Source organism: Nonomuraea sp. NPDC050663, from assembly GCF_044456985.1.
In the GTDB taxonomy this organism is placed as follows: domain Bacteria; phylum Actinomycetota; class Actinomycetes; order Streptosporangiales; family Streptosporangiaceae; genus Nonomuraea.
The window spans coordinates 123,968-146,868 of sequence record NZ_JBITGL010000005.1 but is presented as its reverse complement, the minus strand read 5'-3'; the positions used below and the strand labels follow the sequence as shown (position 1 = coordinate 146,868).

Sequence of the window (22,901 nt, the reverse complement as noted above, 5' to 3'; positions counted from 1 at the left end):
CACGAGACAGACACGGCAGGGCCGATCGCGGGGCGATCGGCCCTGCCGTCGTTTATGCGGGATAAAGACTAAATAACGGTCACAAACCGCCTCTCGCGCCCCACAAAGCCCATCACTAACGTCACGAGCGCTAGTCGGATATTTCTTCGCGTCACCCCTCAACCCGGAGGACCAGTGAGATTACGGTCTCTGCTCGTGAGCGCCATCGCGCTCGCCGCCGCCTCTGCCGGGCTCATCACAGCCCCGGCGATGGCACAGGCCGACGATCCCGTCGAGAAGATCGAACCAGCCCTGCGGACGAGCGCCACCCATCGCGCGATCGTGCAGGTGCGCACCCCGCAGGAGGCCAGGTCGCTGGCCGCCAGGGCGGAGGCGGTCGCGCCGGGAGCCGACAACGTCGCCCCGGTTCCGGCGGAGCTGCAGGGCAAGCTGAACTTCTTCGTCTACGAAGGCACCACGGAGGAGTTCAAGAAGATCGCCGATCAGACCAACGTGGTCTCGATCAGGCAGGACAAGCTGAACGCGCCGAACCTGGTGCGGAGCATCGCGATCGTCGGCGCGGACAAGGCGCACACGGCGGGCGTCGACGGCGCCGGCAAGTCCGTGGTCGTGCTCGACACCGGCATCGACACCAACCACCCGTTCTTCGGCGGCCGCATCACCGCCGAGGCGTGCTTCTCCGCCACCAGCCCCGAGGACAACGCGACCTCGCTGTGCCCGAGCGGCGCGCCGTTCCAGCTGGGCGCGGGCGCGGCCGACGCGACGACCGCGGCGTGCATGCAGAACGTGGGCCCGGCCGACGTCACCAACGGCATCTGTCGCCACGGCTCGCACGTCGCCGGCATCGTGGCTGGCAAGGCGCACCCGTCGCAGCGCGAGCCCTCCAACGGCGTCGCGCCCGGCGCCACGATCATCCCGGTGCAGGTGTTCAGCCGCTTCGACAACTCGCCCTACTGCGGCACCCGTCCCGCGTGCGCGCTGGCCTTCGACTCCTCGATCCTGACCGGCATGGCCTACGCCAACCTGATCGCGCAGCAGTACAACGTGGTCTCGGTCAACCTCAGCCTCGGCGGCGGCGAGTACACCTCGTACTGCGACACCGGTGACGGCGCCGACTTCAAGGCGCAGGTGGACCAGCTGATGGCCAAGAACGTCGCGACCGTGGTCTCGGCGGGCAACGAGGGCCGCGAGGCTGGCGTGAGCTGGCCGGCGTGCGTCTCGAACGTGGTGACGGTCGGCTCGACGGACGTGGAGTACCCGGCCGTCGGCACCAGGACCGACGACATCTCCTCCTTCTCCAACCGCGGCGCCCTGCTCGACCTGTTCGCGCCCGGCTGGCCGGTCTTCTCGGCCGCACCGGACGACAAGTACGTCGGGCTCGGCGGCACCTCCATGGCCGCCCCGCACGTGGCCGGCGCCTTCGCGCTGATGCGTCAGAAGTTCCCCGCCGCCTCGGTCGACGAGGTGCTCGCCAAGCTCAAGGCGGCGGGCAAGCCCATCACCTACACCAGCGCCGGCGCCCAGGTCACCACCCCGCGCCTGGACGTGTGGGCCGCCATCCCGCACCCGGACTGCACGGCGACCTACACCCAGACCGGGCAGTGGCCGCGCGGCTTCCAGGCCAAGGTGGTCGTCAAGAGCACCGGCACGCTGCCGCTCAACGGCTGGAAGGTGAGCTGGAGCTTCGCCGACGGGCAGCAGGTGACGCAGGTGTGGAACGGCGTCCTCCGGCAGGACGGCGCGGGTGTCACGGTCTCCAACGCGCACTGGAACGCCAAGGTGGCCGTGGGCAAGAAGACGGAGTTCGGGTTCAACGCGTCGTGGAGCGGCACCAACACGCCGCCCGCCGCGGTGACCTGCACCCCGGTCTACAGCTAGGCCGTATGGCAGGAGCCGGTCGCCCAGGACCGGCTCCTGCCGTTTAGTGTGGCTCTATGGACGCGAGCAAGACGGTTCTGGAGACGGTGAACAAGCTCCGGCAGCGGCGCACCGCCCCGCTGGTTCTGGAGCTCGATCTGACCGAGGGCCTCACGGAGGGCCCACCGGCCGATCCGTTGTCCGCCGTGCTGTCGATGCGCAAGCCGCGCCTGGCCGACGTGCTGGGCGGGCTGAAGCGCGCGCGTGGCGACTCCCGCGTCAAGGCGCTCATCGTCAAGATCGGCGCCAATCCGCTGGGTTTCGCCACCGTGCAGGAGCTGCGGCAGGCGATCGTCCAGTTCCGCGCCGCGGGCAAGCTCACCGTGGCCTTCTCCGAGACCTTCGGCGAGTTCGGCAACGGCACCGTGCCGTACTACCTGGCGACCGCCTTCGAGCGCGTCTACCTTCAGCCGAGCGGCGACGTCGGGCTCACCGGCATCGCGCTGGAGCAGCGGTTCTTCAAGAACGCGCTGACCAAGCTGGGCGTGGGCTACGAGGTGGGCCAGCGCTACGAATACAAGACCGCGGCCAACACCTTCACCCAGGATCACATGACGGAGGCGCACCGCGAGTCGCTCGGGCGCATCGCCGAGTCGATCACCGAGCAGATCGTGGCCGGCATCGCCGACGGGCGGCGACTCGACCCTGCCAAGGTGCGCGAGCTCATCGACCGCGGTCCGTTCATCGGCGCGGAGGCGGTCGACAACGGCCTGGTCGACAGGCTCGCCTACCGCGACGAGGTGTACGAGGAGGTCAAGCGGGCCGCCGGGGCCGACTCGCATCTGCTGTTCGTCTCGCGCTACGTCCGCGGGCCCAAGCTGCCGCAGCGCGGCGACTCCGTCGCCCTCATCCACGGCACCGGCATGATCAAGACGGGCCGGAGCGGTCGCAGCCCGCTGGGCGGCGGAGGGGCGATGGGCTCCGACACCGTGAGCGCGGCCATCCGCAACGCCAGGCGCGACGAGTCGATCAAGGCGGTCGTGTTCCGCGTCGACAGCCCGGGCGGCTCCTACGTCGCCTCCGACACGGTCTGGCGGGAGATCGTGCTGACACGCAAGGTGAAGCCGGTGATCGTCTCCATGGGCGATCTGGCCGCTTCCGGCGGATACTTCGTCTCCATGGCCGCCGACGTGATCGTGGCCCAGCCCGGCACCCTGACCGGTTCGATCGGCGTCTTCGGCGGCAAGCCGGTCCTGGCCGAGCTGCTGGAGAAGATCGGGGTCAACTCCGACCTGGTCGCCGAGGGCGGCAACGCCGCCATGTTCTCGACCGCGCGCGGCTTCTCCCCCGAGCAGTGGGACAGGGTCAACGCCTGGCTCGACCGCATCTACGACGACTTCGTGGGCAAGGTGGCCGAGGGGCGGCGGCTGTCGCGCGAGCGGGCCCACGAGCTGGCCCGTGGCCGGGTGTGGACCGGTGCCGACGCCCGCGAGGGCGGGCTCGTCGACGAGGTGGGCGGCCTGGAGGACGCTCTCGGGATCGCGCGCAAGCGTGCCGGGCTCGTCGCCGACGCCCCGGTCCGCACCTATCCGCGGCTCAACCCCCTGGAGCGCCTGCGCGGGCCCGACTCCAGCGAGGACCGCGCGGCGGCGCTGGCCAGGGTCCGGCTCGAAGCCTGGGGGCCCCTGGCCCACCTGGCCGCCGAGCTCGGGCTGCCGGCCTACGGGCCGCTGGTGATGCCCGGCAGGCTGACCATCCGCTGAAGCACCTCGTGCGGGAGGGCGGTAGCCGTACGGCCTGAGGGGGTCACGATCGTGCGCGCGGCCAGCAGGCCGTCGATGACGGCCTCCTCCACGGCCTCCAGCACGCCGGCGAAGACCGAGTCGAGCTCGGCGGGCGCCAGCGTGCGCGGCGACTCGCACGGCACCGACGAGAAGGCCAGGCCGTAGTCGCCGCTTCCGTGGCTGAAGGCCGCGCCCACGGCGCCGAGGCCGAAGACGCCGCGGGCGGCGACGCGCTCCAGCTGGCGGACGCCGCACGCCACGTCGAGGGCGATCACCACCACGCAGGACCCGCGCTCCGACGCGTGGCCGGGCCGCCTCAGGCCGATGCTCTCCGGCGTGATCGTACGGCCCAGCAGGCGCAGGTCGCCGCCCATGTTGGCCTGGACGAGCACGCCCACCACGGCCTGCCGGTCGCGCAGGCTCACCCGGCGCGAGGCGGTGCCGATGCCACCCTTGAAGCCGAGCGCCAGCGCCCCGGTGCCGCCGCCGGTGTTGCCCATCTCGACCGGCCCGGTGGAGGCCGAGCACAGGGCCTCGTGGACGTGGTCGCTGGTCACGGGGCGAAGGTCCGTCGACGACAACCAGGTGTCGTTGATCTCCCCCACGACCGGGTTGAACGTGCGCAGGGGCCCGGTGGCGTGGTCGAGGATCCAGCTCAGCAGGCTGTCGGCGGCGCGGAAGGTCGAGAGCGTGGAGGTGAGCAGGACGGGCGTCTCCAGCTCGCCGAGTTCCATGAGCTGCGTCGCGCCGACGAACTTGCCGTAGCCGTTGCCGACGTGCAGGCCGGCGGGGACGGCGGGCGCCATCGACAGGGCCGCCGGCACGATGGCGGTGACGCCCGAATAGACGCCACGGGTGTCGTCGTGGAGCGTGGTCTGCCCGACCGCGATGCCGGACACGTCGGTGATGGCGTTGTGCGGGCCGGGTTGCAGGCGCCCGATGGTGTGGCCGAGGTCGCGCAGTCGCATCGTCGTCACCCCACCGGCCGGTAGCGTCCGCGGAGCCGTACGAGAGGTTGTCTGCCCGCCGTGACGTAGTCGACGGCCAGCACGTGGGCGATGAACAGGGTGTGGTCTCCCGCGGGCACCACCTGGACGGTCTCGGCCTCGACGGCGGCCACCCCCTCGTCGACGATCAGGGCGCCGGTGTGCGGGCCGCGGTGGTGGGTGAGCCCCGCCACGAGGTGGCGGGCGCTGGGGCGTCCGGGGGTGGCGAAGCGGCTGGCGACGGCGGCCTGGTCCGCCGAGAGCAGGGAGGCCGCCCACCGGTCCTGGCGCAGCAGCACCTCGGTGAGGTAGCCGTGGGAGGCCAGGCTCACCAGGACGAGCGGTGGTTCGATCGAGACGGACATCAGGGCCGAGACGGTGGATCCGAGGTCGTCTCGGTCGTCGCGCACCGTCACGACTCCGACGCCCGCGGCCAGCTGCGCCATCGCCTCGCGGAAGTCGCCCGCCTGGAATTCGCTCACTTGGGAAAGCGTAGCGAGCCCGGCGGGCCGCTCCGTGGAGCGGCCCGCACGGCGTGTGGTCAGGAGGCCAGGCCGTTGGCCGTCAGCCAGCCCTTGGCGACGGTCGCGGCGTCCTCCTTGTCGACGGCGACCTTCTTCATGAGCTCGACCAGCTGCTCGGTGGTCAGCTTGGCGGAGATCTCGTTGAGTGTCGCCTTGACGGTGTCGTTCACCGCGGCCTTGTTCACCAGCGGTGTGATGTTCTGCGCGGCGAAGACGCTCTTGGTGTCCTGCAGCGAGACCATCTTGTTGATCAGGATCTTGGGGTCGGTCGTGAAGACGTTGCCCACCTGGACGGTGTCGTCCTTGATCGCGTCGGCGGTGGTGTCGCCGGTCGGCTTCCACTCCTTGAACTCAAGGCCGTAGACGTCCTTGAACTGCTGCTCGCGGCGCTCCTTGAACTCGGGCGGGCCGCCGACGGCGAAGTCCTTGCTCACCTTGGCGAGGTCTTCGATCGTCTTGAGGTTGAACTTGGTCGCGGTCTCCTGCGTGACCGTGAGCGAGTCGCTGTCCTGCGCGGCGGCGGAGTCGAGGATCTCCAGCGTCGCGGGGAGCTTCTCCTTGAGCGCGGTGTTGACGTCGTCGGTCGAGGTGGCCGTGGCGGCCTTGTCGACGAAGAAGAGCAGGCCGCCGTTGTATTCGGGCAGCACGCTGAGCTGGCCGCTCTCGATCAACTTGTAGATCGCCTCGCGGGAGCCGATGTTCGGCTTCTCCTCGACCTCGACGCCCTTGGCCTTGAGCGCCTGGGCGTAGATGGAGGCCAGCAGGACGTTCTCGGGGAAGTTGGCCGAGCCCACGACCACCTTGCCCGCTGCCGCGGAAGCACTGCCGGAACCGGCGGGTTCGGGGCTCGCACTGCTGGTGGCCAAGGGGTCACCGGAACCACACGCCGTCAGGGCGAGCGCCGCGGTCAGGATGACTGCCGCGGTGCCGAAGATACGTCTCATCAGAACATTTCCCTTCTAAGCGGGGGGTATTGCAGAGATTAGCGGATACGGACTCGCTGGCTCACCCCCGGTGAGACCGTCACCCTCTGGGCGACCGCGAACAGGGCCTGTGCGGCCAACGCGAACAACACAATCAACACAGAACCGCCGACAACCTGTTCGTATTTCTGCGTGGCCAGACCGTCGATGATGTAGCGGCCCAGGCCGCCCAGCCCGACGTAGGCGGCCACCGCCGCCGTGGCCACGATCTGCACCGCCGCCAGGCGCAGGCCCAGCAGGATCAACGGCAACGCCACCGGCACCAGCACCCTGCCGAGCACCTGCGGGCCGCGCAGGCCCATGCCGTAGGCGGCGTCGCGCAACTCGGGATCGACGCCCCTGATGCCCTCGAAGGTGTTGACCAGGATCGGCGGCACGGCCAGCGCGATCAGCGGGATCAGCACCGGCCAGACCGAGGCGGTGCCGAACAGCAGCACCAGCAGCACCAGCAGGCCGAGCGTGGGCAGGGCGCGGGCGACGTTGGCCGAGACGACCACGAGCACGCCGCCCCGGCCGGTGTGGCCGATCAGCAGCCCGAGCGGCACCCCGATGAGCGCCGCCAGGAGCAGGGCGATCACGGAGAACTCCAGGTGCTCCAGCAGCCGGGCCGGGATGGCGTTGGAGCCGCTCCAGTTGGCCGGGTCGGTGAAGAAGTCGATCAACCAGTTCACGCCGACCTCCTGGCCCGCATCCAGGGGGTGAGCAGCCTCTGCAGCAGGACCAGGGCCCCGTCGGTGACCAGCGCAAGCAGCACGATCAGCACGATGCCCGCGATGGCGGGAGTGTAGAAGTCACGCTGGTAGGCGTCGGTGAAGAAGTTGCCCAGACCGCCCTGGCCGATCAGCGCGCCGACGCTGACCAGGCTGATGCTGGAGACCGCGACGACCCGCATGCCCGCCAGCACGACCGGCACCGCGATCGGTAGCTCGACCTGCACCAGGCGGCGCAGCGGCGTGAAGCCCATCGCGACCGCCGACTGCCGCACGTGCTCGGGCACTGAGGCGAGCCCGTCGACGACCGCGGGGATGAGCACCGCCATCGCGTAGAAGGTGAGCGGGATGATCACCGTCACCGGCTCGGCGCCGGTGACCGAGAGAAGGATCATGAACAGCGCCAGCGACGGCAGGGCGTAGACGGCGTTCATGAGGCCGGAGACCGGCTGGTAGAGCCAGCGCCAGCGCACGCACAGCAGGCCGAGCGGCAGCGAGACGAGCAGCCCCACGATCACCGGCACGGCCGACATCACGATGTGGGCCTGGAGCAGGTTGACGATGCTGTTGGGGCTGTCGTTGTCCCAGTTGGAGACCACCCAGCTCCATCGGAACAGCGGCTGGCCGTCATCCATCGGCCACCTCCGACAACGCCTTGTCGAGGGCCTGCCGGCTGACCACGCCCAGGACCTTGCCGTCGGCGTCGACCGCCACCGCCGCGCCCGAGGGCGACAGCAGGGCCGCGTCGAGGGCGCTGCGCAGCGAGTCGCGTCCGGGCACGAAGGTGCCGGCGGGCTCCAGCTCTCCGGAGTCTCGCCGCCATCCCACGGGCCGGCCGTCCTGCACGTCCAAAGAGGTACCAGCGGGGTCCGACAATTCCAGGCCGTCGGTGGCGACGAACTGCAGGCGCCTGATCCCCCGGTCCCGGCCGAGGAAGTCGCGCACGAAGTCGTCGGCGGGCTCCGACAGCAGCGTGCGCGGGTCGGCCAGCTGGGCCAGCTTGCCGCCCACCCGCAGCACCGCCACGCGGTCGCCCAGCTTGATGGCCTCGTCGATGTCGTGGGTGACGAAGACGATGGTCTTCTGCAGCTCGCTCTGCAGGCGGATCAGCTCGTCCTGCAGCGAGGTGCGCACGATGGGGTCGACGGCGCTGAACGGCTCGTCCATCAGCAGCACGGGCGGGTCGGCCGCGAGCGCGCGGGCGACGCCCACCCGCTGCTGCTGCCCGCCGGAGAGCTGGAAGGGGTAGCGCTGCGCCATCTTGGGGTCGAGCCCGACCCGCTCCAGCAGCTCCATCGCCCGGTCCTTGGCCTTGCGCTTGTCCCAGCCCAGCAGGAAGGGCACGGTCGCCACGTTGTCGACGATCTTGCGGTGGGGGAAGAGCCCCGCCTGCTGGATGACGTAACCGATGCCGCGCCTCAGCGTGGGCGGGTCTATGGTCGTGACGTCCGTGCCGTCGAGCAGGATCCTGCCCTCGGTCGGATCGATCATCCGATTGATCATTCGCAACGACGTCGTCTTGCCGCATCCGGACGGGCCGACGAAGACCGTGATCTCGCCGGTGGGCGCCTCCAAAGACAGACCGTCGACCGCGACGGTCCCGTCGGCGTACCTCTTCGTCACGGACTCAAAAGTGATCACGCCCAACCTCCTTGATCCCCAGGTCCACCCTAGGGGTATACGGAGCGCTGTGTCCCATTGGCCGAGAGTGAACCGTTTCAGGAATGACAAGCAAATGGGCATCCAATAGTGCGCTATACCCCTCCGTGACGGCATGATTGCCATCAACCTTTTTCCACGCAGAGGATCCGTCCACATGACTGACCTCGGGGTCGTGCGTCCCCTCACGAGCACCGCGCTTTACCACGAGCACGCCGCAGGACTTTTCGCCTACTGCGCCGACCAGCTCGGCGACCAGGGCTCGGCTCTCGACGCCCTCATGGCGGTCATGGCCCGCGAAGCCGAGCGGCCGCCGCCGCGCGCCGCGCTGTACGCGCTGGCCAGGCGCGAGATCCACCGGCGCGACGTCGTCTACGCGCCGCCCGTCGTCGACCCGCTCGTCGACCCCGCCTTCGCCCTCGTCGAGCGTGCCTTCCGCGACCTGCGCCCGCACCAGCGCGAGGTGCTGCTGCTGTGCGAGGTGTGCGGGCTGGACCGCATCGAGCTGGCCTGGGTGCTCGACGTGGCCGCCGACACCGCCGACGAGCTGGCCGCCAACGCCCGCACGCACTTCCAGCACGCGCTCCACACGGCGATCACCGCGATCTCCGTGCGCCTGGTCACCGCCGCCCACGACGTGCTGCGCATCGCGCCGCTCTCCGAGACGCTGCGCCGGCTGCCGTGGCCGGCGCCGCCCGAGTCGACCTACGAGATCCCGAGCCCGGCGCACGTCGTGGAGCGCGCGGCGATCCAGCGCTGGCCCCTGACGCCGACCTGGCCGCTGCCCCTGGCCGAGACCGACCCGCTGACCAACACCGGACTGTTCCCCGCCGAGCTGCTCGCGCCGCGCACGGGCAAGGCCGAGCACGAGGCGACCACCGCGCCGATGCCCAAGGTCCGCGACGACGTGGTGCTGTCAGCGCCGGTCAAGGACGACGTGCGCACCTCGATCAAGGGCATCCTGGGCTCACTGCAGAAGACCTTCGAGACGCCGGTGCCCACGCGCGCGGAGCCGGGCGACGTGCTGGTCGCCGGGGCGCCGGAAGACAGCCTCTTCCAGCCCAAGGCCGCACCGCCCGAGCCGGTGTACATCATGCCCGAGGAGCCCGAGCCGGAGCCCGAGCCCGTGGCGGTCGCGGAAGAGCGTCAGGAGCCCGTACGGCAGGAGGCACGGCCGTCGAAGGTCGCCCTGTCCCCCGAGCGCCCCAAGCCCGCCGCGCGGCCCCGCCACTATCCCAGGCACCACGACTGGGCCTGGGAGCTGATCGGTTTCGTGATCTGCGTGGCCATCGCGATGGTGGTCTTCTTCGCCATCCCGACGATCTCCGGCTAGGCGGCCGAGAGGATCAGCCCGCTCGTCGGCACGCCCGTGCCCGCGGTGACCAGGACGTTGTGCACGCCCGGCACCTGGTTCACCGAGGAGCCGCGCACCTGGCGCACCGCCTCGGCGATGCCGTTCATCCCGTGGATGTAGGCCTCGCCGAGCTGCCCGCCGTGCGGGTTGACGGGCAGGCGCCCGCCGAGCTCGATGCCGCCGTCCTGGACGTACGAGCGGGCCTCGCCGCGTCCGCAGAAGCCGAGCTCCTCCAGCTGCATCAGGACGAACGGGGTGAAGTGGTCGTAGAGGATGGCCGTCTGGATGTCCGACGGGCCGAGTCCCGACATCTCCCACAGCCGCCGCCCGACGACGGAGATCTCGGGCAGACCGTCCATGCCGTCGCGGTAGTAGCTCGTCATCATCATCTGCCCCGCCCCGGCCCCCTGGGCGGCCGCGGTGATCAGCGCGGGCGCCTGCCGCAGGTCACGCGCACGCTCGGCGGTGGTGACGACCACCGCCACCGCCCCGTCGCTCTCCTGGCAGCAGTCGAGCAGGTGCAGCGGCTCGACGATCCACCGCGACTCCTGGTGCTCGGCCAGCGTGATCGGCCGCCGGTGGAACCAGGCGGCGGGGTTGGTGGAGGCGTGGCGGCGCATCGCCACCGCGACCCGGCCGAAGTCCTCCGAGGTGGCGCCGGTGGTGTGCATGTAGCGCTGCGCGAACATGGCCACCCACGCCGCCGGGGTCATCAGCCCGTACGGCACGTGCCAGCTCATCTCCAGCCCCTGCGACGACGGCTCGCCGCCGAGCCGCGCGTCCGGCTGGCCGAACCGGCGCCCGGACCGTTCGTTGAAGGCCCGGTAGCACACGACGGTGTTGGCCATGCCGGTGGCGACCGCCATGGCCGCGTGCATCACCGTGCCGCAGGCCGCGCCCCCGCCGTAGTGCACGCGCGAGAAGAAGGTGAGATCCCCCGCGCCGATCTCCTTGGCGACGGAGATCTCCTGGTTGCTGTCCTGGGTGAAGGTCACCATCCCGTCCACGTCGGACGGGTCGAGCCCGGCGTCGGCGAGCGCGGCCAGCACGGCCTCCGCCGCCAGCCTCAACTCCGACCTTCCCGACTCCTTGCTGAACTCCGTTGCGCCGATACCTGCGATGGACGCTTCCACTAGCTCTCCGGTAACGAGAAGGTGACCGTCCCGGTCGCGTGGTCGCCGAGGCTGACCTTGCCGCGCACCTCGACGGTGTAGTCGGTCTCCGACCGCGACACGACGGTGCCGTTGAAGCTCAGCCGGTCGCCCGCGTAGGCGGGCACGCCGAGCTTGACGTTGATCCGCCTGATCACGGCCTCGGGTCCGGCCCAGTCGGTGACGTACCGCTCGACCAGCCCCATCGTGGTGAGGATGTTGAGGAAGATGTCCTTGGACCCCTGGGCGCGGGCGCCCTCGACGTCGTGGTGCACCGGGGTGAAGTCCATGGTCGCCAGCGCGGTGGAGACCACCACGGTGGGCGTGAGCTCGATCGACAGTTCGGGGAGAACCGAACCGATCGCGACATCGTCGTCGGTCAGTGTTCGCATCACGTCTCCCGTGGTGCCCACATCGGAAGGATCAGTTCGTCGTCCATCGGCCGGTAGGTCACGCGCAACGACATACCGATACCCACCGCTTCAACGGGGCAGTCCACTATGTTGCCCACAATCCGCACCCCTTCCGGCAGCTCCACCACAGCCACCACAAAAGGGGTCTCCTTTCCCGGGACGGGCGGATGGTGGTGCACCACGTAGCTGTAGACGGTGCCCTCGCCGGAGGCCACGACGTACCCCTGTTCGGTCGAGTGGCACGAGGGGCAGACGGGTCCCGGCGGGTGACGCAGCGAACCGCACGACGAGCACCGCTGGATGCGCAGCTCGCCCTGCCGTACGCCCTCCCAGAAGAAGGCGGTGTCGCGGTTGACGGCCGGTTTGAGCGGGAACGGCTCGCGCCGCTCTCGCGGGCGGAACTTCAGCACCCTGAACATCATCTCCGCGACCGGCTCGGAGTCCTCGTCGTACCAGGTGACGTTCCAGGTGGCGAAGTAGCCCTCGCCCATCGCGGTCTTCTTGGGCCCGGCCAGCGAGGTGAAGCGCGTGCCCGGCGTCAGCCGCTCCCCCACCCGCGCGTAGCGGTGGTAGGTGTGCTCGCAGTTGGTGGCCACGACCCCGGTGTAACCGTTGGCGTCGAGGGCCCTCAGCAGGTCGTCGACCGGGCTCGGGTCCTTGCCGCGCTTGACTCCCGACATGGTCCACACCTGCGCCATCGACGGCGGCGCCAGCCCCCTGTCGAGGAACAGGGGGTTGCGGTTGCCCATCGCGTCGAGCCAGTGCCTGATCATCGGCACGTTGACCGGGTCGTCGGAAGGAGAGCCCCGCAGCTCGCCCATGGCGATCTGCTTGTCGGCCAGCTCCAGCAACTCCTCCGAGGTCATCGGGGCGGCCTCGGCAGGTTGAGCCCGAGCATCGCGATCAGCTCGCGCTGCACCTCGTTGACGCCGCCGCCGAAGGTGAGCACCACCGCGCCCTTGGCGCCGTGGTCGGTGCGCTCCATGAACTCGGCCGTCTCGGGGTCGCTCGGGTCGCCGTAGCGAGCCAGGATGTCGGCGACCAGCCTGCCGATCTCCTGCATGCGCTCCGAGCCGTAGATCTTCGTCGCCGAGGCGTCGGGGGCGCCCAGCCAGCCGAGGTCCATGTTGGCCGCGATCTGCCAGTTGAGCAGCTCGTTGGTGCGGAAGTAGGCGTGGATCCTGCCGATCGCCCGCCGGACGTCCGGCACGTCCTGCACGCCCGCGTGACGGGCCCAGGCGACGAACCGGTCGTAGGTCTGGGCGATGTTGCCCGCGGGACCGAGCGTGACCCGCTCGTGGTTGAGCTGGTTGACGATCAGGTCCCAGCCCTTGTCGACCTCGCCCACGACCATGTTCACCGGGACGCGCACGTCCTGGTAGTAGGTGGAGTTGGTGTGGTGGCGGCCGTCCATGGTGACGATCGGCGTCCACGAGTAGCCGGGATCCGTGCAGTCGACGATCATCATGGTGATGCCGCGGTGCTTCTCGCCGCCGGTCCTGGCCGCCATCCAGATGTACTGCGCGTAGTGGGCGCCGCTGGTGAAGATCTTCTGGCCGTTGACGACGTAGTGGTCGCCGTCGAGCACCGCGGTGGTGCGCAGCGACGCCAGGTCGGTGCCGGCGCCCGGCTCGCTGTAGCCGATGGCGAAGTGGCACTCACCCGCCAGGATGCGCGGCAGGAAGAAGTCCTTCTGCTCCTGCGTACCGTACTGCATGAGCGTCGGGCCGACGGTCTGCAGGGTGATGATCGGGTACGGCACGCCGGCGCGGGCGATCTCGTTGGCGAAGATCTGCTGCTCCAGCGGGCCGAAGCCGCCACCGCCGTACTCCTTGGGCCAGCCGACGCCGAGCTTGCCGTCGCGGCCGAGGCGTTTGCAGTGCTCCATGTAGGCGGTGCCGAAGGGGTCTTCGGCGATCTTCTTGCGATCCTCGGCGGTGAGGCAGGTACGGAAGTATTCGCGTAGCTCGGCCCTGAAGGCCTTCTGTTCCGGGGTGAGGTCTATCTGCATCAGACGAGCTCTCCAATCCGGTCGAGCTGGGCCTCCGCGCCTCCGGTGAGCTGCGCCAGGTGCTTGGCGTGGGCGAAGTAGCGGTGCAGCGGGTAGGTCACGTCGAGGCCGAGGCCGCCGTGCAGGTGCTGGCAGGTGTACAGCGCCCTGAACGCCTCGTTCACGTGGAAGGCGGCCAGCGCCGTGTCGGCCTCGTCGCCGCCCCAGGCCGCCGACCACATCGCCACGTCCAGCGCGCGGGAGGCGATGTAGACGTCGGCGATCTGCACCGTCACCGCCTGGAACTCCGCCAGGGCGCGGCCGAACTGCTTCCTCGTCTTGATGTACGCCGTGGTCAGCTTGAGCGCTCCGGCCAGGACGCCGCTGGCTTGAGCGGCGATCGAGACGGTCGCCAGGCGGCGCAGCCAGGCCGGGTCGTCGCCGACCTTCTCCGCTTCGCCGTAGACCACGGTGGCGGCGGGTTCGCCGGTGGAGGTGAACTCCGGGATCAGTTCCGGATTTATGGCTAAATAGACAGCGTCGTCGGCGGCTACCAGGATGTGGTCGGCCTGCGCGGCGTAGGGCACCGTGTGGAACCTGTTCCCGCGCCCCTTCGTCGCCACGGTCACCAGGCCGTCGGCCCGCCTGCCGTACGCGGCCAGGGCGAGCGTGCCGACCAGATGCGTCATCAGCGGCACCGGCGCGGCGTGGGCGCCGACCTCGCGCAGCACCACCGCCAGCTCCGCCGCGCCCAGCCCCGCGCCGCCGTGCTCCTCGGCCCGGCAGATGTCGGTCAGGCCCGCCTGGCCGAGCGCCTCCCAGGCCTTCGTCAGGTACGGCTCGCCGCCGCGTTCGTGCGCCTCGAGGCGCTCGGTCGTCGACTCCTTGGCCAGGACGCCCTCGGCGAGCTTCCTCAGCTCCTCTTGCGTCTCATCCAGACTGAAATCCACCGGCACTCTCCAGAAGGTGTTGCCTGCCCTGCCGTACGAAATCCGCGTGGATCGCCTCGCGATCCCGCGCGGTCAGCCTTCGGTAACCGCCGTCGCGCACCCAGATCGGATCCTCCGTCAGCCAGGCGTCGCTGACCAGGTGGCGTTTGAGAACCTTGTTGGAGGGGGTCTGCGGAAGCTCCCCACAGACCCTGATATATCGGGGTATCGCCTTGCTGCCCAGGTCTTTCCGTCCCGCGAGGAAGGCCTGGAACGTATCCGGGTCGAACGGGGCCGCGAGCACCAGCGCGGCCATCACCTGATCGCCGGCCGCGGCGTCGGGCACGGGGTAGACGGCCGCCTCCACCACGCCCTCGAACTCGCGCAGCACCGCCTCGATCGGCGCGACCGCGAGGTTCTCTCCGTCGACGCGTAATCGCTCGCTGCCGCGCCCGGCGAAGAAGACGAAACCGTCGGCGTCGGCGTAGGCCAGGTCGCCCGACCAGAACACGCCGTCGCGGATGCGCTCGCGATCGGCCTCGACGTCCTCGAAGTAGCCGTCGAACAGGCCCATGCCCTGGACGTTGACCAGCTCGCCGATGGCCTCGTCCGGGTTGACCAGGCGCCCGTGCTCGATGATCGCCGTGGCCGATCGCCGGCCGGTGGCGGGATCGCGGATCTCGACGCCCTCGGGCAGCCTGCCCAGGCAGCCCTTCGGCCCCGACGGGTCGGGGCTGATCGAGATGGCCGTCTCCGTGGAGCCGAACGCGTCGATCACGTAGCAGCCGAACCGCTCGCCGAACCGCCGCACCGCCGTCGCGCCGCCCTCGTTGCCGAAGGCGATCTTCAGCGGGTTGCCGGCGTCGCCCGGCTGCTCGGGCGTGGCCAGGACGTAGGAGAGCACCTTGCCGACGTAGTGCAGATACGTGCAGCCGTGCTCCCTGACGTCGGGCAGGACGGCGGAGGCCGAGAACCTCCTGCGCACCACCAGCCGCGCGCCCGACGCCAGCGCCGGGGAGAAGGCCGCCATCAGCGCGCCGGAGTGGAACAGCGGCATCGAGCAGTAGACGGCGTCGTCGGCGCTCAGCAGCGCGGCGAGATTGGTGCCGGGCACGGCGAGCTTGCGCTGGGTGATCCGTACGGCACGCGGACGGCCGGAGGTTCCCGAGGTGAAGATGAGCATGACCAGCTCGCCCGGGGCGCTCTTGGGCTCGCCCGGGTCGCGCGCCTCGCTCATCCGGCAGTGCGGCACGCCCAGGGCCCGCGCCACCTCCCTGGCCGGCTCGCCGTACGGCTCGTCCCACAGGACCAGGTCGGTGCGCGTGGCCCGCGCGTCGCGCTCCAGCTCGGCGACCGAGCGAGTGGGGTTGAGCGCCACCACCACGTGCTCGCTCAGCGTGGCGGCGCCGATCAGGAAGAGCAGGTCGGGCGAGTTGTCGCCGAGCACCGCGGCGTGCAGGGGACGGCCGAAGGCGTCGAGCCAGGAGGCGGCGGACCGTGCCTCTTCGACGTATTCACGCCAGCTCCACGTCCGTCCCTCGAACAGCAGCCCTGGCCGATCGTCGCCGGCACGGGCGGCGAGGAGGTCGGCGAACGGCTCAGCGGTCATCGCGTCCTCCACCAAGCGCTCGGTCAATGCCTGGCAAACTAGAACAGATTCTAGTCCTTGTCCAGCAGGGTCGCTGGAGCCCCAGTCATGACAAATCACGAAAAGTAGGTAGACATGCGCTGATGCCATTCCTTAGTGACTGGCTAGTAACAAGCGGACTTGCCGACAAATCAGATAACGTGTTCTCATGCCCACCCCTGCGGCTCCCGTGCCTGCCCCCCAGGCCGACAGCGACACGGCCGGCCCCTCGGGCGCCCGCACCCGCAGTCAGCACCAGCGCCGCAAGCGCATCGTCCAGGCCGCCGCCGCCCTCGCCTCCCGCGGCGGCGTCGAGGCCATGCAGATGCGCACCGTCGCCGAACGCGCCGGCGTCGCCCTGGGCACGTTGTACCGCTACTTCCCGTCCAAGATGGACCTGGTCGTCGCCGTCGTCGGCGAAGAGCTCGACCTGCTGGAGACCAGCATCGAACGCCGCCCCCCGAGCGCCACCAGCGCCGCGGGCCGCGCCGTCGACGTCCTCATGCGCGCCACCCGCGGGCTCATGCGCGAACCGGAACTCGCCGACGCCCTGATCAGGTCACTGATCATGGCGGAGGTCGACACGCCGTTCGGCGATCGGATGGCGGGGCTGCTACTGCGGGTCTCGGGCATCCGCGAGGCGACGGACGAGGAACACGCGCTCGCCGGGTCGCTGTCGAGCGTGTGGGTGCACGAGCTGCTGGAGATGTTGCGGGGGCGGCGCACTTACGAGCAGATCCAGCATCGCATCGAGATCGCCGCCGGGCGCCTCTTCGCCGACCTCTGATTTCTCTGCCTTCCCGCCGCCCGTCCGTTGTGGAGATGCGGGGTGACATGAGCGAGCGCACTCAGCCGTGCCCGCCGCGGTCGCCCGCCGCGGTCGCCCGCCGGATCGAGCGCGACAACCTCGACGAACTCGTCCGGGCCGCCGAAGCCGAGCATGGGCCCATCACGCCGGAGGAGATCCAGGAGCTCCGCGACCGACTCCACCGAGCGACTCGGCGTGGGTGATATTTCCCTCTTTGATCTCCCCCACCCCTGACGCTAGGGTCCCCTCCATGGTCAAGCCCAGGTGTGGAAACCCATGATGGACCGCGCACGGCTGACCCTCGGGCGACCCCTCGGGCGTGAAGGCCAGGGGGTGCTCCACGAGGAGCTCAGCGGAAAGATCAACGGCCGGTGGGACGCCGTCTACAAGGAGTTCGACCCCGGCACTTCCGTCGAGGTGCCCGTGCTCACCGCGATGACCCAGCTCGCCGGAAGGCTCTCTCCTCCCGACGCCGCGTGGTTGGGTGAGAAGGCGGCGTGGCCTGCTGAGACGGTGGAGATGGACGGGGCAGTCGTCGGGTTTCTGATGCGGGCGGTGCCGCACCGGTTCCTGCGCGATGTGCGGGAGCCGGCGACGCTGGAGCACCTCATCCGCGACCAGGGGGGCTCCGACCGGGAGCGGTTGCTGGTTCTGGCGGATCTGGCCGACAGCTTGGTCCGGCTGCATTCGATGGGGATCGTCGTGGGCGGGCTGTCGCCCCGGAGTGTGTTGTTCGCGGTGGGTGGGGAGCCGGGGTGCTTTCTCGTCGGCTGCGACACGATGGGGATGGGCGGGGCGCACGCGTTGGTCCCTGCCGACGTGCCGCTGCCTGGTGACGAGCCGCTGGGGACGCCTCAGAGTGATGGGTATCTCTTCGCGTTGCTGGTCGTGCGGGTGCTGACGCGGGACCCGGGGGCGGTCGATGGGCGCCGGTTGGGGGCCTTCGGGGGCGGGGTGGCGGATCTGGCGGCGGCTGCGCTTCAGCAGCCGCCGTTCAGCCGGCCGGTGCTCTCGCAGTGGGCGGCTCGGCTACGGGAGGCGGCCGCTGTGGGAGCGCCCCACGGCGCCGCCGCCGGAACGCCCGATACCGCCGGGCCGGGGACTGACAAGGCCGCTGCTCCCGGTGGGCAGGCGGGCTCCTCCGGGCAGGCGGCCTCCTCCGGGCGGGCGGGCTCCTCCGGGCGGGCGAAGATGGTGGGCATCGCCGCCACCGCCGGTGCGATCGCGCTGGTGGTGCTCTTCGTCGTCGGCAAGAACGTGCTGAAGAACAACGTCCGTGCGGCCCTGACCGACTCTCCGGACGTCACCACGACGCCCACCGAGGTCTACACGCCCCCTCCCGCCCCCACTCCCACCCCCACGCCGACCGAGGAGAAGCCCGAGTTCGAGGTCGGCGACTGCCTGAGCGGCCTGCCGAAGCGCCCGGCCGTCGACAGCTGCAACGACGGCGCCCCCTACCGTGTCGCCCACATCGTCCGTCTGGGCGAGTACTGCGACGGCAAGACGAACCACCGTTTCCTCGACCGCGGCGACGTCACGTACTGCATCGCCTACCACTTCGGCCGCAACCACTGTTACAAGTGGACGAAGGACGAGGAGTACGTCGACTTCGCCAAGTGCGGCGCCCCCAGGACCTACACGGTGCGGCGTGTCGTCAGGAACGACGAGAGCAAGGACGGCAGCGCGTGCGGCGGCGTGGGGACGCACTACTGGACGTGGCGGATGCCGCCGATGACGGTCTGCGTCGACAAGCACTGAGCCCGGGACGCGTCACGGGTAGATCGTGTACGTCTTGGTGTTGTTGCACACGATGGTGCTCGGAAGGCAGCGCTTGGCCCGGATGGTGATCCGGTCGAGGGTGGTGCGGGAGAGGGTCCACTTGAAGCTCTTGTGGCCCTTGTTCCGCCCGGCCTCCTTGTACCAGCCGGCGATCTCGTTGCCGTTGCTCTTCTTGAAGGAGACCTCGGCCACGGCGGTCCAGACGTCGTTCTTGGTGTCCGTCACGCTGCCGCGCGCCTCGCCGTAGCCGTTGGTGCAGAGCGTGAGCACGTAGCTGACGAAGCCGTCCTTGGTGTTCAGCTTGCTCCACTTCTCCTTGCAGCCGGCCGAGGTGGTGGTCCAGGAGCCGGTGGAGGCGGTGGCGGCCGTGGCCGGCGTCAGGACGGCGAGGGCCGCGGAGATCCCGACGACGGTGGTGAGCATCTTCGAGCGGATGAGCTTCCGCATGAGAGTCCGATCCTTTCCATGGGCGTTCTTCGTGGTGCTCGGAGCACCGCGAAGAACGCTAGGGATCGGCGGTATGGCGAGGGTATGTCCAGGTGCTAGGACGTGCGCTCCATCCACTGGCGTGCCCGCTCGACCTGCTGCGCGACGACGTCCTCCGGGGCCTCCTCCAGCAGCGCCACCGCCACCTGTTCCAGCCCGAAGGTCATGAACCACACGCGCGCCCGCCGGTACGTCTCCTCGTCGACGGCGGCGCGCACGGTGTCCCATCCGTGCCAGGCCAGGCAGGCCACGTCGACGGCGGGGTCGTAGGGCTGGGCGAAGTCCCAGTCGAGGATCCCGATCAGGCGCCCGTCGGCGCTCCAGTGCATGTTGTGCCCGGCCAGGTCACCGTGCACGAGGCCCGGCGGCACGGCGGGCAGGTCGAGCGCCGCCTGGATGCGTTCGCCCGCCTGGCCGCCGAGCAGCGGGGCGACCTGCTCCAACATGATCTCGGCCCATCGTTCCCCGCCCGCGTAGGTGTGGGGGACGCCGAGCAGGTCGTCGAGCTTGGCCAGGTCGACGCCCGCGAGCGCGTCGAGCACGGCGCGCAGCTCCGCCGGGTCTCCGCTGCCCTTGGGGTGCGCCTGGCCGTCGAGCCACGACACCGCGACAGCCGTACGGCCGTGCACCTCGGTCACCGGGCCGAGCGGCACCGGCACCTGGAAGGGGAGGTCCTGGGCGGCGAGGCGGTCGAGCAGGGCGGTGCGGCGGGGCAGTTCGCGGGCCGCGCGCCCGGTCCGGGCGATGCGTACGGCGGCGACGCCCGGCACGAGGACGACGTCGTGGAAGCCGCCCTGCTCGTGGCGGGCGGCTTCGAGGGAGACGCCCGGCAGGAGGGTCCTGGCGACGTACAGCAATGAGGTTTCCACGCAGGTCAGTCAATCAGGGGCGCATCGTGGTGAAGTCTTTGGGGAATTGTCGGTGGCGTCGTCTATACAGGAGGCATGACGGACAACGATGAGTTCCTTCGTCAAGCCGACCCCCTGCGGCGCGAGCTGATCGCGCACTGCTACCGGATGATGGGCTCGGTGCACGACGCGGAGGACCTGGTCCAGGAGACCTATCTTCGAGCGTGGAACGCCTACGACAAGTTCGACGGCAGGGCGTCCATGCGCACGTGGCTGTACAAGATCGCCACGAACACCTGCCTGACCGCGCTCGACAGCCGCAAGCGGCGCCCGATGCCCACGGGGCTGGGCCAGCCGAGCGCCGATCCGGTCCAGGAGCTGGTCAGCGACAACGAGGTGCCGTGGCTGGAGCCGATCCCCGACGTGATGGTCGGGGCCGACTCGATGGGTGCCGATCCCGCTCACGTGGTGACGTCGCGTTCGTCGATCCGGCTGGCGCTGATGGCCGCGCTGCAGCATCTTCCCGCCAGGCAGCGGGCCGTGCTGGTGCTGCGCGAGGTGCTGCAGTGGAAGGCGGCGGAGGTGGCCGAGGTGCTCGGCACGACCACGACCGCGGTCAACAGCATGCTGCAGCGGGCCAAGGCGCAGCTGGAGCAGGCGGGCCTGGCCGAAGACGATCTCAGCGAGCCGACGGCCGACGAGCGCAAGGAGATCCTCGACCGCTACGTCCGGGCCTTCGAGGATTACGACATGGCCGCCATCGTGGAGTTGTTCACGAAGGACGCCGTGTGGGAGATGCCGCCCTTCGTCTGCTGGTACCAAGGCCCCGAGAACATCGCCGGCCTCATCGCCAACTGGTGCCCGGCCAAGCGCGCGGGCGATCTGCAGCTGGTCGCGGCGCAGGCCAACGGGCAGGCGGCCTTCGGCATGTATTACAAGGGGGAGCCGTTCGCGATCCCGGTGCTCACCCTGGAGGGCGGCAAGGTCAAGCACGTGAGCCAGTTCTTCGACCTGTCGCTGTTCAAGGTGTTCGGGCTGCCCGACTCCGTGTAGAGAACGTGCGCCGGTAGGTGTGCGGCGAGACGCCGCAGGCCGCGTTGAGGTGCTGCCTGAGCGAGGCGGAGGTGCCGAAGCCGGCGCGCGAGGCGATCGTGTCGACGGGCAGGTCCGTGCTTTCGAGCAGGTGGCGGGCGAGCTCGACGCGCTGGGTGGTGAGCCACTGTCCGGGGCTGAGGCCGACCTCCTCGCGGAAGCGCCTGGTGAAGGTGCGCCGGCTCATGTTGGCGCGCGCGGCCAGGTCGTCGAGGTGGAGCGGCAGGCCGAGGTTGGCAAGCGCCCACTCGCGGGCGGGGGCGGTGCCGGAGTCGCCAGGCAGGGGCACCGGCCGCTCGATGTACTGTGCCTGCCCGCCCTCGCGCCAGGGCGGCACGACGCAGTTGCGCGCGGCCCGGTTGGCGATGTCGCTGCCGTGGTCCTGCCTGACGATGTGGAGGCACAGGTCGACTCCGGCGGCGGCGCCCGCCGAGGTCAGCACGTCGCCGTCGTCGACGAAGAGCACCTCGGGCGCCAGCCGTACCTGGGGAAAGCATCTGCTGAAGTGGGCGGCCCTGGCCCAGTGGGTGGTGGCGGGGCGGCCGTCGAGCAGGCCCGCGGCGGCCAGCACGAAGGTGGAGATGCAGATCGAGGCGACTCGTGCGCCGGGTCGCAGCAGTGTGAGGGCCGACAGGAGCGCCGGGGGCAGCCGGTCGGGCCCCGTGACGTCGCCGAACCACTCCGACGGCGGGACGACCAGGATGTCGGCGGTCGCGATGATCTCCATGGAGTGCTCGACGGCGATCGAGAAGTCGGCGTCGGTGCGCACGGGTGCGCCGTCGAGCGAGCAGGTCAGCACCTCGTAGAGCCCGGGTCCTGCGGCCCTGAAGATCCGGTCGGGCACGCTGAGCTCGAAGGGGATGACGCCGTCCAGGGCCAGGACCACCACGCGCTGCATGGCCCAATGTTTGCACATCATGTCCCATGGGCCACTGGCCGGGATGATCGCCCGGCTGACAGGGTCGGGGGCATGAAGATGCGCGCGATCAGCCAGGACCGGCTCGGCGGGCCGGAGGTCCTGAGGGAAGTCGAGGTCGACCGGCCGGAGCCGGGGCCCACCGAGGTGCTGGTCCGGGTCAGGGCGGCCGGGGTCAATCCGACCGACTGGAAGTACCGGGAGTACGGCGGCGCGCTCGGCGACCCGCCGTTCGTGCTGGGCTGGGACGTCTCGGGCGTCGTCGAGGAGGTGGGCGCGGGCGCCGCCCTCTACAAGCCGGGCGACGAGGTCTTCGGCATGCTGCGCTACCCCTTCTCCAACGGCGCCTACGCGGAGTACGTCGTCGCGCCGACGCGGACGTTCGCCCGTAAGCCGGCCGAGCTCGACCACGTGCGGGCGGGCGCGCTGCCGCTGGCGGCGCTGACCGCCTGGCAGGCCCTCATCGACACGGCCCGGCTCACGAAGGGCCAGCGGGTGCTGATCCACGCGGCCGCGGGCGGCGTCGGCCACCTGGCCGTGCAGATCGCCAAGACGCGCGGGGCCCACGTCATCGGCACGGCCAGCGCCGCCAAGCACGACTTCCTGCGCGGGCTGGGCGCCGACGAACTGATCGACTACCGGACCACCGACTTCGCCGAGGCCGTGCGCGACGTGGACGTGGTGGTGGATTCGATGGGCGGGAAGTACGGCATGCGGTCGCTGCGCACGCTCAGGCCGGGCGGCGTGATCGTGTCGCTGGTGTTGTCGGACGTGCATTCCGAGCTGGTGGCCGAGGCGGGCAGGCTGGGCGTGCGCTCGGAGGACATGCTGGTCGAGCCCGACTACGCCGCGATGACCGCGATCGCCGGGCTGGCGGCGAGGGGCGAGCTGAAGGTGCACGTCGACACCGTGCTGCCGCTGGCCCAGGCGTCCAAGGCCCATGAGCTGGGCGAGAGCAATCGCACCACCGGCAAGATTGTGCTGACTAACTAGAACACGTTACAT

At 70.2% G+C, this 22,901-nt stretch carries 23 protein-coding genes; 8 read left to right on the top strand and 15 right to left on the bottom strand.

Translation table 11 applies throughout. From position 1 onward, the window contains the following. Positions 1–195 precede the first annotated feature (195 nt). Both ACIBH1_RS17675 and sppA read left to right on the top strand, forming a co-directional pair. Positions 196–1,878 (top strand): S8 family peptidase, encoded by a 1,683-nt coding sequence (locus ACIBH1_RS17675; RefSeq protein ID WP_397314825.1) that lies wholly within the window; start codon positions 196–198, stop codon positions 1,876–1,878. Positions 1,879–1,934: 56 nt separating this feature from the next. Beyond that, complete coding sequence (gene sppA, locus ACIBH1_RS17670) at positions 1,935–3,620, top strand: signal peptide peptidase SppA (RefSeq protein WP_397314824.1); 1,686 nt, start codon at positions 1,935–1,937, stop codon at positions 3,618–3,620. Here the strand turns inward: sppA and ACIBH1_RS17665 are convergent. From ACIBH1_RS17665 to ACIBH1_RS17640, 6 genes are all read right to left on the bottom strand, one after another. Further along, positions 3,578–4,609 carry a P1 family peptidase gene (locus tag ACIBH1_RS17665; RefSeq protein WP_397314823.1) on the bottom strand — a complete coding sequence of 344 codons (1,032 nt, stop codon included), beginning with the start codon at positions 4,607–4,609 and terminating at the stop codon, positions 3,578–3,580. The two genes, sppA and ACIBH1_RS17665, sit on opposite strands and share 43 nt — an antisense overlap. A gap of 5 nt (positions 4,610–4,614) precedes the next feature. Further along, the gene (locus ACIBH1_RS17660) at positions 4,615–5,073 is read right to left on the bottom strand and encodes a flavin reductase family protein (RefSeq protein WP_397315329.1); all 459 of its coding nucleotides are present in this window, start codon (positions 5,071–5,073) and stop codon (positions 4,615–4,617) included. Between the two features lie 95 nt (positions 5,074–5,168). Next, positions 5,169–6,095, bottom strand: a complete 927-nt coding sequence (locus ACIBH1_RS17655) for a glycine betaine ABC transporter substrate-binding protein (protein ID WP_397314822.1) — start codon at positions 6,093–6,095, stop codon at positions 5,169–5,171. A gap of 38 nt (positions 6,096–6,133) precedes the next feature. After that, a complete protein-coding gene (locus ACIBH1_RS17650) occupies positions 6,134–6,805 on the bottom strand; it encodes an ABC transporter permease (protein ID WP_397314821.1) in 672 nt (223 codons plus the stop codon). Then, positions 6,802–7,479: an ABC transporter permease gene (locus ACIBH1_RS17645; RefSeq protein WP_397314820.1), complete on the bottom strand. Its 678-nt coding sequence runs from the start codon at positions 7,477–7,479 to the stop codon at positions 6,802–6,804. Before ACIBH1_RS17645 ends, ACIBH1_RS17650 begins: the two co-directional genes overlap by 4 nt. Then, on the bottom strand, positions 7,472–8,485 hold the full coding sequence (locus ACIBH1_RS17640; RefSeq protein ID WP_397314819.1) for an ABC transporter ATP-binding protein: 1,014 nt from the start codon (positions 8,483–8,485) through the stop codon (positions 7,472–7,474). Before ACIBH1_RS17640 ends, ACIBH1_RS17645 begins: the two co-directional genes overlap by 8 nt. A gap of 175 nt (positions 8,486–8,660) precedes the next feature. Here ACIBH1_RS17640 and ACIBH1_RS17635 point away from each other — a divergent pair, with 175 nt between their 5' ends. Beyond that, positions 8,661–9,836, top strand: coding sequence for an RNA polymerase sigma factor (locus ACIBH1_RS17635; protein WP_397314818.1), 1,176 nt, complete (start codon positions 8,661–8,663; stop codon positions 9,834–9,836). On the opposite strand, the gene ACIBH1_RS17630 is transcribed toward ACIBH1_RS17635, so the two are convergent. From ACIBH1_RS17630 to ACIBH1_RS17605, 6 genes are read right to left on the bottom strand one after another with little or no spacing between them, the layout of a single operon-like run. Further along, positions 9,833–10,990: a lipid-transfer protein gene (locus ACIBH1_RS17630; protein ID WP_397314817.1), complete on the bottom strand. Its 1,158-nt coding sequence runs from the start codon at positions 10,988–10,990 to the stop codon at positions 9,833–9,835. The two genes, ACIBH1_RS17635 and ACIBH1_RS17630, sit on opposite strands and share 4 nt — an antisense overlap. Further along, positions 10,990–11,400 carry a MaoC/PaaZ C-terminal domain-containing protein gene (locus ACIBH1_RS17625; RefSeq protein WP_397314816.1) on the bottom strand — a complete coding sequence of 137 codons (411 nt, stop codon included), beginning with the start codon at positions 11,398–11,400 and terminating at the stop codon, positions 10,990–10,992. Before ACIBH1_RS17625 ends, ACIBH1_RS17630 begins: the two co-directional genes overlap by 1 nt. Beyond that, positions 11,400–12,287, bottom strand: coding sequence for a bifunctional MaoC family dehydratase N-terminal/OB-fold nucleic acid binding domain-containing protein (locus tag ACIBH1_RS17620; protein ID WP_397314815.1), 888 nt, complete (start codon positions 12,285–12,287; stop codon positions 11,400–11,402). The genes ACIBH1_RS17625 and ACIBH1_RS17620 overlap by 1 nt, the downstream gene beginning before the upstream one ends. Continuing rightward, a complete protein-coding gene (locus ACIBH1_RS17615; protein ID WP_397314814.1) occupies positions 12,284–13,432 on the bottom strand; it encodes an acyl-CoA dehydrogenase family protein in 1,149 nt (382 codons plus the stop codon). The genes ACIBH1_RS17620 and ACIBH1_RS17615 overlap by 4 nt, the downstream gene beginning before the upstream one ends. Continuing rightward, the gene (locus tag ACIBH1_RS17610; RefSeq protein WP_397314813.1) at positions 13,432–14,361 is read right to left on the bottom strand and encodes an acyl-CoA dehydrogenase family protein; all 930 of its coding nucleotides are present in this window, start codon (positions 14,359–14,361) and stop codon (positions 13,432–13,434) included. The genes ACIBH1_RS17615 and ACIBH1_RS17610 overlap by 1 nt, the downstream gene beginning before the upstream one ends. Then, positions 14,342–15,949: an AMP-binding protein gene (locus tag ACIBH1_RS17605; protein ID WP_397314812.1), complete on the bottom strand. Its 1,608-nt coding sequence runs from the start codon at positions 15,947–15,949 to the stop codon at positions 14,342–14,344. The genes ACIBH1_RS17610 and ACIBH1_RS17605 overlap by 20 nt, the downstream gene beginning before the upstream one ends. A 187-nt stretch (positions 15,950–16,136) precedes the next feature. Here ACIBH1_RS17605 and ACIBH1_RS17600 point away from each other — a divergent pair, with 187 nt between their 5' ends. The 3 genes from ACIBH1_RS17600 to ACIBH1_RS17590 all read left to right on the top strand — a co-directional run bounded on the left by ACIBH1_RS17600 (position 16,137) and on the right by ACIBH1_RS17590 (position 18,533). Further along, positions 16,137–16,754, top strand: a complete 618-nt coding sequence (locus tag ACIBH1_RS17600) for a TetR family transcriptional regulator (protein WP_397314811.1) — start codon at positions 16,137–16,139, stop codon at positions 16,752–16,754. Positions 16,755–16,801: 47 nt separating this feature from the next. Next, complete coding sequence (locus ACIBH1_RS17595; protein WP_397314810.1) at positions 16,802–16,978, top strand: hypothetical protein; 177 nt, start codon at positions 16,802–16,804, stop codon at positions 16,976–16,978. A 73-nt stretch (positions 16,979–17,051) separates the two neighbouring features. Then, positions 17,052–18,533 (top strand): hypothetical protein, encoded by a 1,482-nt coding sequence (locus tag ACIBH1_RS17590; RefSeq protein WP_397314809.1) that lies wholly within the window; start codon positions 17,052–17,054, stop codon positions 18,531–18,533. A 12-nt stretch (positions 18,534–18,545) separates the two neighbouring features. On the opposite strand, the gene ACIBH1_RS17585 is transcribed toward ACIBH1_RS17590, so the two are convergent. Then, the gene (locus ACIBH1_RS17585) at positions 18,546–19,001 is read right to left on the bottom strand and encodes a hypothetical protein (protein WP_397314808.1); all 456 of its coding nucleotides are present in this window, start codon (positions 18,999–19,001) and stop codon (positions 18,546–18,548) included. A gap of 95 nt (positions 19,002–19,096) precedes the next feature. Next, positions 19,097–19,909 carry an aminoglycoside phosphotransferase family protein gene (locus ACIBH1_RS17580; protein WP_397314807.1) on the bottom strand — a complete coding sequence of 271 codons (813 nt, stop codon included), beginning with the start codon at positions 19,907–19,909 and terminating at the stop codon, positions 19,097–19,099. Between the two features lie 75 nt (positions 19,910–19,984). On the opposite strand from ACIBH1_RS17580, the gene ACIBH1_RS17575 reads away from it, so the two are divergent. Next, entirely contained in the window at positions 19,985–20,941 is a 957-nt protein-coding gene (locus ACIBH1_RS17575; RefSeq protein WP_397314806.1) for a sigma-70 family RNA polymerase sigma factor, read from the top strand. On the opposite strand, the gene ACIBH1_RS17570 is transcribed toward ACIBH1_RS17575, so the two are convergent. Next, positions 20,910–21,878 (bottom strand): GlxA family transcriptional regulator, encoded by a 969-nt coding sequence (locus ACIBH1_RS17570; protein WP_397314805.1) that lies wholly within the window; start codon positions 21,876–21,878, stop codon positions 20,910–20,912. The genes ACIBH1_RS17575 and ACIBH1_RS17570 overlap by 32 nt on opposite strands. A 78-nt stretch (positions 21,879–21,956) precedes the next feature. Between ACIBH1_RS17570 and ACIBH1_RS17565 the strand changes: the two genes are divergently transcribed. Then, the gene (locus tag ACIBH1_RS17565) at positions 21,957–22,889 is read left to right on the top strand and encodes an NADP-dependent oxidoreductase (protein ID WP_397315327.1); all 933 of its coding nucleotides are present in this window, start codon (positions 21,957–21,959) and stop codon (positions 22,887–22,889) included. Positions 22,890–22,901: the final 12 nt, after the last annotated feature.

Excerpts from the sequence above, each read along its gene's own strand:
- ACIBH1_RS17615 (WP_397314814.1), bottom strand. The coding sequence starts at position 13,432 with ATGCAGATAGACCTCACCCCGGAACAGAAGGCCTTCAGGGCCGAGCTA.
- ACIBH1_RS17625 (WP_397314816.1), bottom strand. The coding sequence starts at position 11,400 with ATGCGAACACTGACCGACGACGATGTCGCGATCGGTTCGGTTCTCCCC.
- ACIBH1_RS17620 (WP_397314815.1), bottom strand. The coding sequence starts at position 12,287 with ATGACCTCGGAGGAGTTGCTGGAGCTGGCCGACAAGCAGATCGCCATG.
- ACIBH1_RS17645 (WP_397314820.1), bottom strand. The coding sequence starts at position 7,479 with ATGGATGACGGCCAGCCGCTGTTCCGATGGAGCTGGGTGGTCTCCAAC.
- ACIBH1_RS17575 (WP_397314806.1), top strand. The coding sequence starts at position 19,985 with ATGACGGACAACGATGAGTTCCTTCGTCAAGCCGACCCCCTGCGGCGC.
- sppA (WP_397314824.1), top strand. The coding sequence starts at position 1,935 with ATGGACGCGAGCAAGACGGTTCTGGAGACGGTGAACAAGCTCCGGCAG.
- ACIBH1_RS17590 (WP_397314809.1), top strand. The coding sequence starts at position 17,052 with ATGATGGACCGCGCACGGCTGACCCTCGGGCGACCCCTCGGGCGTGAA.
- ACIBH1_RS17565 (WP_397315327.1), top strand. The coding sequence starts at position 21,957 with ATGCGCGCGATCAGCCAGGACCGGCTCGGCGGGCCGGAGGTCCTGAGG.
- ACIBH1_RS17660 (WP_397315329.1), bottom strand. The coding sequence starts at position 5,073 with ATGGCGCAGCTGGCCGCGGGCGTCGGAGTCGTGACGGTGCGCGACGAC.
- ACIBH1_RS17570 (WP_397314805.1), bottom strand. The coding sequence starts at position 21,878 with ATGCAGCGCGTGGTGGTCCTGGCCCTGGACGGCGTCATCCCCTTCGAG.
- ACIBH1_RS17605 (WP_397314812.1), bottom strand. The coding sequence starts at position 15,949 with ATGACCGCTGAGCCGTTCGCCGACCTCCTCGCCGCCCGTGCCGGCGAC.
- ACIBH1_RS17600 (WP_397314811.1), top strand. The coding sequence starts at position 16,137 with ATGCCCACCCCTGCGGCTCCCGTGCCTGCCCCCCAGGCCGACAGCGAC.
- ACIBH1_RS17585 (WP_397314808.1), bottom strand. The coding sequence starts at position 19,001 with ATGCGGAAGCTCATCCGCTCGAAGATGCTCACCACCGTCGTCGGGATC.
- ACIBH1_RS17595 (WP_397314810.1), top strand. The coding sequence starts at position 16,802 with ATGAGCGAGCGCACTCAGCCGTGCCCGCCGCGGTCGCCCGCCGCGGTC.
- ACIBH1_RS17635 (WP_397314818.1), top strand. The coding sequence starts at position 8,661 with ATGACTGACCTCGGGGTCGTGCGTCCCCTCACGAGCACCGCGCTTTAC.
- ACIBH1_RS17665 (WP_397314823.1), bottom strand. The coding sequence starts at position 4,609 with ATGCGACTGCGCGACCTCGGCCACACCATCGGGCGCCTGCAACCCGGC.
- ACIBH1_RS17655 (WP_397314822.1), bottom strand. The coding sequence starts at position 6,095 with ATGAGACGTATCTTCGGCACCGCGGCAGTCATCCTGACCGCGGCGCTC.